This is a genomic window from Halodesulfovibrio sp. (assembly GCF_015482765.1).
GTDB lineage: Bacteria > Desulfobacterota > Desulfovibrionia > Desulfovibrionales > Desulfovibrionaceae > Halodesulfovibrio.
This window is the reverse complement of sequence record NZ_JADMLB010000024.1, coordinates 1-13534: the sequence shown is the minus strand read 5'-3', so window position 1 is coordinate 13534 and position 13534 is coordinate 1. Positions and strand designations below refer to the sequence as shown.

Sequence of the window (13534 nt, the reverse complement as noted above, 5' to 3'; positions counted from 1 at the left end):
TTCTTCCCGATTACGGCATCATGGTGCAACAGTGAGGACACAGTAAAAGAAGACCGTTTTAACTGTAATACCGAGCAGAAGGTGTAATTTATAACTATCACAGCCCGCGAGAGACACATCTCTGCATCATGCGGATTGCACTCATACGTTGACGAAACGAATTCAATCATACTACCCTACTTCCTTTTTACAGCATCGAGCAGGGCATTGGCTTTTGCAAATCTATCATCAATAAATTGCTGCCATTTCAAAATCATTTTCTGGCGTTCTGCACTCTTTGGTGTACCGGTGTACGAATTATGAAACATGGTATTAAAAGATGCATCCCTACTCTGTAGGTCAGTAACTGGTACCTCACTAAGTAACCTGCAAAATTCCTTTTTCGTCACCAGTAAAGACAGATCGTCCGAATCATATTCACGTTCCAAAAGAAGCATGCGCTTCCACAGCTGACGCCGCTCTAACAATCGATATGTAATAAACTCTTCAAAAATATTGTTTACCAGATTGTATCGGCGCTGAGATAACGATGCGTCATATGGTCTAGACTTACCTGCTTTAATCAACCTGTAGAGAGGCGAGGCTGCCAGCTTACCGTCGTCATACATACTTTGAGCGACCGGCAGACGATAAATTTGCGGCTTAAGTAAAATAGTCTGCCCTTCCGGAGACAGCATGAAGTTGATAAACATCTCAGCTTCAGCGGTATTTGCGCTATTTTTTAACATTCCTATTCCGGCAGGTGTTAAAAGAGCAGGCTCTCCGTATTGAAAATGGACACTTTCTGCATCCGGTGCGCGGCCAAGAATATCTATCACCAAGCCGACCCCATACAATCCACCTCTAACCCCTTCTGTCACACTGAAACTGCGAGCAGAAAGCGTTACAAGATTTCCTGACATTCGTAACAGGTACGCCCAGCCTTTTTCCCACCCCATCTTTTGCAAGATACTTTCAACAATAAGATGTGTCGTACCGGAACGTGATGGACTGGTCATAACAACATGACTGTAATATTTAGAATCCGCGATATCTTCCCACCGTTTTGGTGGTTCTACCCCTTCTCTTTCGAGGTACGACTGGTTCCACATCCATCCCACAGCTGATAACGCGAATCCGTAATAAAACCCGTCAGGATCATCCACAGAAAAACCATCCACAGCGACAGTCTTGTACTGTCGGCCATGCACTGTTCGTTTTAACAACTTACCCTGCTTCAAAATCTCAAAGGCATCCGGAGAAGAAGACCAGAACACATCAAAATTGCGACGATTTCCGCGCAGTAATTCTGCCACGGCGGAAGTCGTTTTTTTGTTCATAATAGAAACAGCAATTTCAGGGTGCAGCACTTCAAACCGCTTCACAAACGGTTCATAAAAGGAAGGGGGAAACGATGTAAAAATTTGCAGGCGGGATTGTTCCACAGCATTTGCTTTACCAGCAAACGTTCCGCACAAAAAAAGAGTTACAACAGTGCACAACGCGCACCAGTAAAAATAGCGAACTCCCCTTTGACAGCCAGTGTACATTGTGTACCTCCAGATAATACTGCAAACCAGAAGAAACAGTGTACAAGCATCAGGGCACAAAACTCATAACCCACTAAAAATTAATGCAAAAACACTATAAAAAGGTTAGCTGAGTGGGTTATAAAAACATTTGCAAGGTGGGTCAAGAATGCCGCCTTCTTTTCTTTCACTATACTGCCTAAAAACACATCTGTTTTATCTATGCTCCCACCTTCTTTCATGCTCACGACAAGTCTGTGATACTCAACCTAAAACTGAAAATAACGAATGAGTCGTTATGGTTCACAATGTGTCAAAAACGACCCAGCCGGAAGCGTTTACAAAACACACGTCCTAAAAACTTACCTCTTTATATCAGCAAGTTATAATCGAAATAAAAAATGGCACACAAATTGTTAATAGGCCGATGTACCGTGATAATTTTTGTCACGGTAGGAGAGGAGGAGCAGTAAGAAACGCTCTTTTTTTTTGTACAATTACGATTCTGCCGACTGATGGATTTCCGGCTGTAGTCGTTAACCTGCGGTACAATGCCGCACCCAACGTACGGAGTATGTGATGAAAAAACTTTTAGCATTACTCATGGCACTCGTTTTTGCCTTCCCTATGTATGCTATGGCTGAATACCCAAGCAAACCAATCACTATTGTTGTTCCATCCAAAGCTGGCGGCTCTACTGATACTACTGCACGTATCTTTATCAACGCTGCTAAAAAATACTGGAACGGCGCAAACTTTGTTGTTCAGAACATCCCTGGCTCCGGTGGCCAGAAAGGCTTTGAAGCAATCGCCCGTGCGAAAAACGACGGTCACACCATCGGTTTGATCTTCACCACACAGATTGTATCTCACGTTGTTTCAAAACGTGCTCGTTACACTCTCGACAGCTTCCACGTAATGGGTAACTGCGTTGACGATCCATTACTCATCGCTGTTCCTAAAGAAAGCCCTATCACCGACCTTGCAGGCTTTATCAAAGCAGCAAAAGAAAACCCGCTTACAGTTGCTGTTAACGGCATCGGTTCTGACGACTTCATCGCTGCAAAGAAATTTGAAAAGAAAGCAGGCGTTGAATTCAACCTGCTTCCAACCAAAGGTTCTACAGAGCAGAAAGCACTCATCCTTGGTAACCATGCAGACGCAAGCATCATGAACCTTTCTCAGATGCAGGCTCAGCACAAAGCTGGCACCGCTCGCGTTATCGCTCTTCTTAACAAAGAACGCTCCCAGGTTCTTCCTGACGTAAAAACTGCTGCTGAGCAGGGTTACGACGTTAACATGACTGCAACTCGCGGTTTTGTTGCTCCAGCCGGCATTGATAAAGACATTCTTGCTAAACTCGACGACCTGCTCGTAAAAGTTAACAACGACCCTGACTTTATCGCAGACTGCAAAAAGAACGTGTACAGCCGCCTTCCTATGTCCGGTGCTGATTACCGTACATACCTCGAAGGTCTTCAGGTAGAAACTCAGTCCTTCTACGATAAGAACCCTTGGTAATAGAATATGACAAAAAGATTTGCTGAGTTACTGCTTCTCGGCGGATTTTTGGTACTTGCGGTGCTGCTTTACAACAGCACCGCAGCGTACCCGAAATTCGTTCAGGGTTCGACAGCCGCATATGTTCGTTTTCTTGCAATCTGTCTTGGTGTTTTGTGCCTTGCAGAATTGTTTATTACTTCTAAAAACAAGAAAAAAGAACAAGACAGCCAAACTGCCGCACTTAACATGGCGGAAGCACCTCGACGATTCTGGGGACTGTGCATCCTGTTATTCATCTACGCTGCCTCTTTTGAATTCTTAGGGTTCTATCTGGCTTCTGCAATATTTCTTCCGACTGCTATGCTTCTGCTTGGAGCACGAAAACCGCTTCATTTCGGTGTCACAACTATTGGCATCCTGCTTTTCGTTTACCTCGTTTTCGAGAAATTGCTTGGGGTTTTTCTCCCGACAAGTAGTCTGTTCGGATAAGGATACATCCTATGATCTTAGAATCTCTTTCTTCTTTAATGGCACCAATGCCATTACTTGCTGTACTTCTTGGAACAGTGTCCGGCGTTGTTATCGGCGGTATGCCGGGGCTTACTGCAACCATGGCAGTTGCTCTGCTTATTCCTGTTACATTCACCCTTGATCCCCTCATCGGTCTCGTACTTATGGGCGGTGTTTACTGTGGCGCAATGTACGGCGGTTCCATTCCGGCTATTCTGCTGCGCACACCGGGTACTCCGGCAGCAGTTGCCACCGCGCTGGAAGGCTACCCTATGACACAGCAAGGGCGCGCAGGTCTGGCACTTAAAGTGTCTGTTATTGCCAGTTGCGTCGGGGGTGTTTTCTCAACAATCATTTTGTTAATTCTGGCACCAATTCTCGCCCAGTTCGCACTTACTTTCGGTCCGCCAGAATATTTCCTGCTTGCCATCCTCGGCCTTGCAGGTCTTGTCTCTATGACAGATGAAAAAACCGGTCTGATAAAGTCACTCATCTCCGGTATCATCGGTCTTATTATTGCTGTTGTAGGCACAGATCCTATCTCCGGTATGCTCCGCTACACCGCAGGACTCACAGACCTGTATGACGGTGTTGCATTCATGCCGGTTCTTATCGGTATGTTCTCCATCTCTCAGATGCTGACCCTTACCGGTAAAAAAAGCGTTGTAGACAATGCTGAACTTGTTACAGAAATCAAACGTGAACCTCTTCCGAAAGGGATTTTCAAATTTATCAGCATGGGTTCCTTTACCGGTACTCTTGTAGGTATCCTTCCGGGTGAAGGCGCAACTATCGCAGCGTTCCTTTCCTACAACATTGCACGACGCCGTTCCAAGAAACCGGAACTGTTCGGCAATGGCAACCCTGAAGGCATTGCTGCTGCTGAAGCCGGTAACAACGGCTGCGTGGGCGGCTCCCTTGTTCCTACACTGACTCTCGGTATTCCCGGAAACAGCGTAGCGGCAGCCCTGCTTGGCGGATTGCTTGTTCATGGTCTTATTCCGGGGCCTGAGCTGTTCACAACATATGGTCCAATGACCTATGCATTCATCTTCTCACTTTTCATTGCAAACATCATTTTCCTGATACTGGGACTGTACATGGCACCGTACTTTGCCCGAATCTCTCTCACTCCGACTGAGCTGCTGATTCCGGTTGTATGCCTGTTCTCCGTTCTGGGGTCATACTCCATGAACAACAGTGTACTTGATGTTTTCCTTTGTCTGCTTTTCGGAGTTGGAGCCGTTCTTCTGCACAAAACCGGCTTCTCCCTCGGGGCACTTATTCTCGGACTCATTCTTGGTCCGATTGCAGAAACAGGTTTTGCTCAGGCACTCATTATGAGCAGAGGCAGCGCGGCTATCTTCTTTGAAAGCCCGCAGGCTCTTGCCCTGTGGCTCATTACCTTCCTGCTGCTTGTGCCGCCACTCCTTAATATCATTAAAAAGCACCGCATGAAGTCAGCGTAACACGCCACACTGCTAGTTCTTCACATGAAGAAATCTGCCGCCTCCCTACACCGGCAGAAAATATATATCGACTAGAGTGAACGCTTTGACTTGTCCCCCTGTATCTTTTGGATACAGGGGGTTTCTTTTTTACATGCTTCTTTTTTTAAGAGTCCCCCTACGGCAGGGGCTTCACAAAAATATCTCCGTCGCTATAGTGGCCCATAAACTGTAGCCCCCAACTCTATGGTTCCCATTTTTTGAATTTCTTCACGAGGATCGCCGCATCCCGAATACGGTTCAACCTCGCAGCACAAAGGATTCATTGTATGACAAACGTACCAGCCCCCACCTCGACTGATTCCACAGGTAGTTACACTCTTTCTGATAGAATTATTTCGCGTAAAGAAGCATACCTCGCTGTAAAACCAAGCATCACTATAGGTCGTGCATTGGCATATACAGAAATCGAAAAAGAATTTTCCCATCTTCCAGCCAGCCTTCGCAGAGCTAAAGGATTCCGCAGAGCTTGCGAAACAGCACCCATGACCATCCAAGATGATGAACTTATTGTCGGACATCCTTGTGGCAAAGCGCGCGCAGGCGCATTTTCTCCAGATACAGCGTGGAAATGGCTCCATGATGAACTGGACACCATAGGCACACGCCCTCAAGATCCTTATGAAATTTCAGAAGCAGATAAAACGGTCATGCGCGAAGAGCTGTTCCCATTTTGGGAGGGCAAATCAATTGATGAAGCATGTGAAAAAGAATTTAAGAAACACGGACTATGGGAGTTCTCGGCAGAAGCCTTTGTAAGTGATCTGAGCTATCATCACACCAGTGGTGGCGGTGACACCAGCCCGGGATATGACATCATCCTGTTTACAAAAGGTATCAACGGGGTGAAGGCTGAGGCAGAAGAGAAATTATCAACATTAGCCGATAGCGCTGATGCCTCTCTTGAACAAAGGCACTACTACGAAGCTGCAATTGAAACCTGTGAAGGCATCTTACTCTATGCTAAGCGCATTTCAAAATATGCTTTTGAGTTAGCAGAAAAAGAAACAAATCCTGTTCGTAAGGCAGAACTGGAATGCATTGCAGAAGTAAACGCTGCTGTTCCTGCAAATCCTCCAAAAAATTTCCATGAAGCGCTTCAAGCTATCTGGACAATTCAGTCTTTGTTTTTACTTGAAGAAAACCAGTGCAGCACTTCTTTAGGCCGCCTAGATCAGTATCTTTTCCCATGCTTCATTGCTGATATGAAATCCGGTCGCCTGACAGAGCAGGAAGCATTTGACCTGCTCTGCTGTTTCATCCTCAAATGTTCTGAAATGATCTGGTACACACCAAGTGCTACCGCAAAGTATTTTGCCGGATACATGCCGTTTATTAACGTTTGTGTCGGTGGAATAAAACGTAACGGCGGTGACGGAACAAACGCATTAACCTACCTGGTCATGGATGCCGTAAGTAAGGTTGGAGTATACCAGCCATCTCTTGCCTGCCGTATTCACAACCAATCCCCTAAAAAGTATCTGCAAAAAATTGTTGATGTCATTAAAGCCGGTGGAGGCATGCCTGCTTGTCACTTCGATGATGCTCATATCAAAATGATGCTACGGAAAGGTTTTGATTTTGAAGATGCCCATGACTACTGCCTTATGGGATGTGTCGAACCACAGAAATCTGGTCGAATTCACCAATGGACAGCAGGTGGTTTTACACAATGGCCGATTGCCATTGAATTCGTTTTCAACAATGGCGTGCTACAATCTTATGGCGGCAAAGCCGGTTTAGAAACAGGCGACCTTTCTCAGTTCACCTCATACGAAGAATTTGATGCAGCGGTAAAACAACAGATTGCTCACATCCTGAAGCTCACAGCAAAAGGAACGATCATTAACCAAAAACTAGTGCGCGATCGCATGCCTACCCCATATATGTCTCTCTTTGTTGACGGCTGTATGCAGAGCGGGAAAGACGTTACTGCCGGTGGTGCTGTTCTTTACGGTGGCCCGGGAACAATCTTCGCAGGATTAGGCACATATGTTGACAGTATGGCAGCGATTAAAAAACTGGTCTTTGATGATAAGAAATACACACTTGCTGAAATTAAACAGGCGATGGATGCAAACTGGAAAGGCTTTGAAGAGTTACAGAGCGAATGTCTTAATGCTCCTAAATACGGTAACGACAACGATTACGCTGATCATATTGCAGCTGATATTGTGGACTTTACTGAAAAAACAAGCAACCAGCATAAAACACTCTATGCTCACTTAATTCACGGAACGCTTTCCCAATCCTTCAACACTCCACTTGGGGAAATGATTGCAGCAACTCCGAACGGACGTCAGGCGTATGCTCCGTTATCAGATGGCATGAGCCCGTCACAGGGAGCGGACACACAAGGCCCTACAGCTATTGTAAACTCAGTAGGCAAAATCAATATTGAGTCCATGAGTCTTGGTATGGCTCACAACTTTAAACTGCTCAAAGGGTCTTTAGACACTTCCCAAGGACGAGAGGGTCTTATAGCGCTGCTACAAACGGCTTCCATTCTTGGTAATGCCCAAATGCAGTTCAACTACCTTGATAATGAATCACTCATCAAAGCACAGAAGAATCCTGAAGAATATCGTGGACTCATGGTTCGCGTTGCAGGGTACAGTGCATTTTTCGTTGAACTGTGCAAAGAAGTACAGGATGAAATTATCAGCCGCACCATGCTGGATTAATACTCGTTAAACAAAAAAGAGGAAGAAGCACTGCTCCTTCCTCTTTTCTTATATATATCTTCTCAGAACTAAAGCAGGCTCTTTAACTCTGACGGCTCACTCAGCACAACAGCTGCACCTGCTGCTGCCAGTTCATCTGCTCCGCGAAAGCCCCATCCTGCGCCAACAGGAATCATTCCGGCATTACGGGCTGTATTCATATCTACATCTGAGTCACCGACAAAAATAATCTGCTCAGGAGCCAGCTCCATTGTAGCTGCTACATTTAAAGCACTATCCGGTGCAGGTTTAAGCGGCACGTCTGCACGTCCACCCTGCACTGCGACAAATTCAATTTCCGGCAAAAACTCTTTCACCACCAGCTTAGTCAACTCATCAGGCTTATTAGACAGGACTGCAAGTTTCTTTCCGGCAGCAGAAAAAGCGTGCAGCATATCAACAACACCATCATATGGGCGGGCAATTGTATTCAGCAACCGCTCAAATTCTTCGATGACAAACGGATACAACGCCTCAAATTCTTCTTCATTTTGTTTATCTTCTGGAAGCGCACGCCATGCAAGTTTTTTTGCACCGGAGCCTACAAAATGACGGTACGCACTTACAGGATGTTCAGGGTATCCTCTTCGAACTAAAGCAGCATTTGTTGCTGCGGCAATTTCTTCCAAAGTGTACAGAAGTGTGCCGTCCAAATCAAAAATGGCAGCAGAAAACTCAAAAGAACTGTTCATTATCCATACCTTTATTCAACCATAGGCAGCCTATGGGTTCATTTAACGATACAACTCTATTCAACCATATTCAGACTATGCATAACTCGCGGCTGCAAGGTAAAATACTTGCTCTCTCAGCCTCAAGAAATACTCCAGCACTCTGTACCAAGTACGTGTGATAACGTAAATCTGTACGTACACGAACAGTTGAGCAAACCGTATCACTGTAAACGCTTTCTACTGATTTTTATACAATATGAAGCAATACTGGATAGTAACCTAGCTGGTATTAAGCGCTTTGTCCCCACCAACACCATATTCAAAAAAATCTTGCCCTTATAACCAGTTGATACATTTTTACATAGCATCAGTTAGGACAAAAAGACTTATCAAGAGCATATGGATACACTCCTCGCATATAATACTGTGGACAGCGAATATAATTACTCTCTTCCAGTTTTGCTGTTGCATACATATGAAAAGGAAACGCTAACAAAATCCAACTTAAAAAAGTTACTGTGAATATATCTTTAAGAATTTTCTCTAAAGAACTTGGAACTTCTCTTTGCTTTGTCACATACCAACCGCTTGTAATGAAGACCGGAAACAACGCGATAATTGTTGTTGCTGCCGTCATCGAAAATGAACAGTAATATACAACGTCCGGTTGTCCGACCCCAAACAGGAATTTCACTTTTTCCCATCCATAAAACGAAACAAAAATAGCCAACGGCAGCCCAAAAAAAACATTTAATCTCGCGTTACGGATTCGTTTCATAAGCTCTTTATTATCAGACACAGCCCCCCCTTTTTTTACGGCATAACAATGCCCAACGTATTAAAGTCCACCAAATAACTCGTGCAGCAGCTATGCAGCTAACTGCGCACACTCTATTGCTTCGGAAGTAAAATACATCCATCAAACACGCACACCGTACTCAAAAGCACTACTAAATAAAACAACTAAACCACTGTAATTCATAATTTAGTTATTAAGCCACATAGCAAATAACTACCTAACGATGGATGTCTGCAAACACTAACCATCTGGTTATTAAAAAAAACATATGCTATTAGTAAGTTATAGACTTATCTGCACCTATAACGTGTAAGGGGAACTTCTATGAAAAAATATGTTCAAGTTTCTGCGGACATGTGCGCTGAAAAAGATGGTGAAGCATATCCTTCAAAAATAATCTGTGAAGCCTGCTTCAACATAATCATGAGCAACCCAGAACAAAATCTTATTACTGCTGATGCGACGGGTACCCCGCCCATTGAAGCTGAGTGTGAATTCAAAGTTGCACATGACTGTGAATCACTCTAGCAACCAATCCTATCTAAAAGAAAAAGCAACGGAACAAATTCCGTTGCTTTTTCTTTTGTCTTTGCACTTCCCCCAGCTATCCACAGTAATAGCGCATAATCAATGTATTAAAAGTCAATACAGCCGTGCATGGCAGAAATACAACCGCACTTGTCATCAAATCGAGATAACAATGTAAAATTAACATGCTACGAGTATCTACTGCAATAACGGCAATGCACAGAAGCATTCTTTATTACCCACCGCAAGAGGAGATACTATGGAATCAATGCAATCTTTTTCAACTTCACAAGTGCACCCAACAGCTAAAATTATAAACAGTAAACTTGGAGAATGGACAGAGATCGCAGCACGCGCCCAATTGGTTGAATGCTGCCTGGATGATTACAGCTATGTCATGAACGACTCAGATCTTATGTATACACAGCTTGGTAAATTTTGCTCTGTTGCGTCCCATGTGCGCATTAATCCAAGCAATCACCCCATGTGGCGAGCTTCACAGCATCATTTCACATATCGTTGTTCAACATACGGAATGGGAAATGATGATACCGCTTTTTTTGATTGGCGACGTAAAGATAACATCACAATAGGTCATGATGTGTGGATCGGACATGGTGCAGTTATTCTTCCAGGACGAAAAATAGGAACAGGCGCCGTTATTGGTGCAGGAACCGTTGTAACTAAAGATGTTGAACCATATTCAATCGTTGTAGGAACACCAGCACGGCACCTTCGTTACAGGTTCACAAAAGAAATCCGTAACGCGTTACTTCAACTGGCATGGTGGGATTGGGATCATGCAAAAATCAAGAAAACTCTTCCAGACTTTCAACATCTTTCTATTGAAGAATTTATTGTAAAACATCAGTACATCACACCGAATTACAACAACAAATAAATATAGATTTTCTTTCAAAACAAGCCGCACTTTAAAATTTTCGCAAAGTTAGGTATAGCAACCAAGCTGCTTACAACACTCAAGGCTTAGGACTCAAAAAATGAAAGAAAAGGTCTCGCTATCCCTGATCTTCCTGCTTGTACTTACTCCCTTAGTAACAATTGCTATTTTGCCTATCAACTTATGGGTACTATTCAACATAGTGCTCTTCACCATTGTTGTCGCAATAAGCTACAATATGGAAAACAAAGAATACGCACCAAGTCCTCTTGCTCAAAGCGGTATTATTGCCGCCATTCTTTGTTTTGAGACTCTTCTTTGGGGTTGTGGTAACTTTATATTATCCACACCTGCCCTTTCAGATATTACGCTCTGGCAAACGTTTGGTGTCCTTGCAGCTTGTAGTATTGCAGCAATAGCTTCTTTCACTCTTCTAGGTAAGAGACTTGAAAATATTCAAAAAGAAAATTGAATAGATATATTGAAAGAAAGTCAGACATAAAATTAGAAGCAATCTGTCATGACAGCCTTTATCTAGCCATCTAATACAGCAAAAGTAATTCCTTTTTTATTTCAGAAACTAACTATTCATGTAGATTTCATTCAATCTGTAGTACCAGTAGGAATTAGGTCGTGATGAAAAATCACATACTATTGTCCTTTATTCTAGCAGGCGTAATCTTGGGTTTCACAGCCACAGCGCATGGCTATACAAAACCTAATATGAGCAAGGCAGTTCCCTATACTGTTGAAGAGCTTAACCACGGCATCTTTTTTGATCGAGGGACTGTATATATGGAAATTTTTGTTCCAAATCATCTCCAAAGTACTCCAGAACAATATGCACATACCGTTATCAAAGCTGCATGGGAAACACTTAATAAACTGAGTGAACAATACCCTGAAGAAGATCTACAGGTCATTACCGTTATAGCCTTTGCCTCTCCTCATGGAGTATTAGCAGATGCAGTCTTTGCAAAAGATAAGATGGGGTCTCACGGAAATAAATTTGAGTGGCTAGTTAATACAATAGCAGGAAAAATGCCACCAGCTGAATATTACCGAGTTGATAACTTATGGTGGGAGCTTGAAGAAGACTACATGATTCCTGACCCTGAATACAAAGATTGTTATATCGTAGATACTGACACGCTGGTGCCAATTATCGCAAAGAAATTAAACATCCCACTGAAAATGGTCCATTTTCCGTATGCAAAATTTCGTGAATACTATAAAAAATAAAAAAATCGATTAACTAACCGCCTGTTACTATTCAACACCTTTTCCACTCGCAATCATATAACGCACTTGCTAAACACATCCCTGATCATAACAGTGCAATATGTCAACAACATAGGCTAAACCCACTATAGCAACTTTCTCGCCTTTCTCTTTTCTACTTAATTTTATTGACTTAAATAGAAGTAAGCGTAGCCTGACTGCTTTATGATATCCTTTCGGAGCTACTTAAATGATTTTAAAACATAAAAAAGAAATTGAGCTTATGCGTAAGTCAGGATTACTGCTTCATAAAGCTCATATGATTGCCAAAGAGATGGCAGAACCAGGTATTACAACCGCAGAAATTAATACAGAGGTAGAAAATTTTATTACCTCAAACAATGCTATTCCCCTCTTCAAGGGAGTTCCCGGAAAAACGCCTTTTCCTGCTGGATGCTGCATGTCTGTTAATGAGGAAGTCGTTCACGGCATCCCATCTAGCCGCAAGCTTATTGATGGTGATATTTTGAGCATTGACATTGGAGTACGTCTAAATGGTTGGTGCTCAGACTGCGCATGCACCCACGCTATTGGCAAAGTTGACGCTGAAAAAAGCAACTTAATGATGGTCACAGAACAATGCCTGAACATTGCGATCAAAGAAATTAAGCCCGGCATAAAGTGGAGTGTTGTTGCTAAAAAAATGGCAAAGCATGCTCGAAATGCGGGATTTTCTGTTGTCGAAAATTTTGTTGGACATGGCATTGGTGAAGGTCTTTGGGAGGCGCCGCAGGTTCCAAACTACTACACTAAGCATCTCAGTGACTTCAAACTGAGGCAAGGACTTGTTATTGCAGTGGAACCAATGGTCAACGCAGGCGTTAAGACAACTGAAACTCTTAAAGACCATTGGACTGTTGTTACTACAGACCGTAAGCCATCCGCGCACTTTGAACACTGCATTGCAGTTACAGCTTCTGGGGCTGAAGTACTCACATGTGGCGCCAACGGCGAAGGTTGGGCAATGTAGCAGGCATTACTTTCAATATTCTAAAAGACAATTTTGATTACACGACAACAGCTCCATTAAGTTTACTTTATGGAGCTGTTATTTTCTTATAGCATACTTGCACGTATCTATCTCTTCAAATTTGATGGCTTCCCTTTACACACACCAGCTGCCCGCAAAATCTCAACACCGTCTTTACCCATCACTCTACAAATATAAAAAAATTCCACAATATCAAGACGACGCTCTCTGTTTTCAGTCTTTGAACAAAAGACTGGAGTCTTCAACTGCTTGCCAACTGAACTTGAGTCATTCCAACTCGCTTACGTTCTGCAATCAAGCCTTCGGTAACATATTTATATTATTAAGAGTAAGCTGACTTCACTACAACGCCCTTCAATACGTGAGGGGATGTTGTGTTTATACATATCCCCAAAAGAGATATTTAGACTCGACATAACGGCCCAGCTAAAACATATGCCCTTCTTTTGTAATAAAAAAACTTAGTAACGCATTAACTACTCCTTAAGCTTATTAAAAAACTTTAGGGCTGATCCTGCTACAAACTTGTGGACACATAGTTAAGCCATTATCCTGAATGAAAGAGGAGATGAAAGTGAGTGTCCGAAAACGTAGATCATATGATGCTG

Annotated in this window: 12 protein-coding genes; 9 read left to right on the top strand and 3 right to left on the bottom strand. The window is 43.2% G+C overall.

Going from position 1 to position 13534, the window contains the following annotated elements; genetic code table 11:
• Window positions 1–176 precede the first annotated feature (176 nt).
• The gene (locus QZY95_RS04220) at window positions 177–1529 is read right to left on the bottom strand and encodes an extracellular solute-binding protein (RefSeq protein WP_290919689.1); all 1353 of its coding nucleotides are present in this window, start codon (window positions 1527–1529) and stop codon (window positions 177–179) included.
• Between the two features lie 558 nt (window positions 1530–2087).
• Here QZY95_RS04220 and QZY95_RS04215 point away from each other — a divergent pair.
• The 4 genes from QZY95_RS04215 to cutC all read left to right on the top strand — a co-directional run bounded on the left by QZY95_RS04215 (window position 2088) and on the right by cutC (window position 7713).
• On the top strand, window positions 2088–3029 hold the full coding sequence (locus QZY95_RS04215; protein ID WP_290919687.1) for a tripartite tricarboxylate transporter substrate binding protein: 942 nt from the start codon (window positions 2088–2090) through the stop codon (window positions 3027–3029).
• A 6-nt stretch (window positions 3030–3035) separates the two neighbouring features.
• Window positions 3036–3500 carry a tripartite tricarboxylate transporter TctB family protein gene (locus QZY95_RS04210; RefSeq protein ID WP_290919685.1) on the top strand — a complete coding sequence of 155 codons (465 nt, stop codon included), beginning with the start codon at window positions 3036–3038 and terminating at the stop codon, window positions 3498–3500.
• Window positions 3501–3511: 11 nt separating this feature from the next.
• Window positions 3512–4990: a tripartite tricarboxylate transporter permease gene (locus QZY95_RS04205; protein WP_290919683.1), complete on the top strand. Its 1479-nt coding sequence runs from the start codon at window positions 3512–3514 to the stop codon at window positions 4988–4990.
• A 308-nt stretch (window positions 4991–5298) separates the two neighbouring features.
• Window positions 5299–7713 (top strand): choline trimethylamine-lyase, encoded by a 2415-nt coding sequence (gene cutC / locus QZY95_RS04200; protein WP_290919681.1) that lies wholly within the window; start codon window positions 5299–5301, stop codon window positions 7711–7713.
• A gap of 68 nt (window positions 7714–7781) precedes the next feature.
• Here the strand turns inward: cutC and QZY95_RS04195 are convergent, their stop codons facing one another.
• Window positions 7782–8444, bottom strand: coding sequence for an HAD family hydrolase (locus QZY95_RS04195; RefSeq protein WP_290919679.1), 663 nt, complete (start codon window positions 8442–8444; stop codon window positions 7782–7784).
• A 349-nt stretch (window positions 8445–8793) separates the two neighbouring features.
• On the bottom strand, window positions 8794–9225 hold the full coding sequence (locus tag QZY95_RS04190) for a hypothetical protein (RefSeq protein WP_290919677.1): 432 nt from the start codon (window positions 9223–9225) through the stop codon (window positions 8794–8796).
• Window positions 9226–9549: 324 nt separating this feature from the next.
• Here QZY95_RS04190 and QZY95_RS04185 point away from each other — a divergent pair, with 324 nt between their 5' ends.
• From QZY95_RS04185 to map, 5 genes are all read left to right on the top strand, one after another.
• Window positions 9550–9753 carry a hypothetical protein gene (locus tag QZY95_RS04185; RefSeq protein ID WP_290919675.1) on the top strand — a complete coding sequence of 68 codons (204 nt, stop codon included), beginning with the start codon at window positions 9550–9552 and terminating at the stop codon, window positions 9751–9753.
• Window positions 9754–10012: 259 nt separating this feature from the next.
• Window positions 10013–10654, top strand: a complete 642-nt coding sequence (locus tag QZY95_RS04180) for a chloramphenicol acetyltransferase (RefSeq protein WP_290919673.1) — start codon at window positions 10013–10015, stop codon at window positions 10652–10654.
• A gap of 100 nt (window positions 10655–10754) precedes the next feature.
• Window positions 10755–11126: a hypothetical protein gene (locus QZY95_RS04175; protein WP_290919671.1), complete on the top strand. Its 372-nt coding sequence runs from the start codon at window positions 10755–10757 to the stop codon at window positions 11124–11126.
• Between the two features lie 161 nt (window positions 11127–11287).
• Window positions 11288–11896, top strand: a complete 609-nt coding sequence (locus tag QZY95_RS04170) for a hypothetical protein (RefSeq protein ID WP_290919669.1) — start codon at window positions 11288–11290, stop codon at window positions 11894–11896.
• A 229-nt stretch (window positions 11897–12125) separates the two neighbouring features.
• A complete protein-coding gene (gene map, locus QZY95_RS04165; protein ID WP_290919667.1) occupies window positions 12126–12905 on the top strand; it encodes a type I methionyl aminopeptidase in 780 nt (259 codons plus the stop codon).
• Window positions 12906–13534 lie beyond the last annotated feature (629 nt).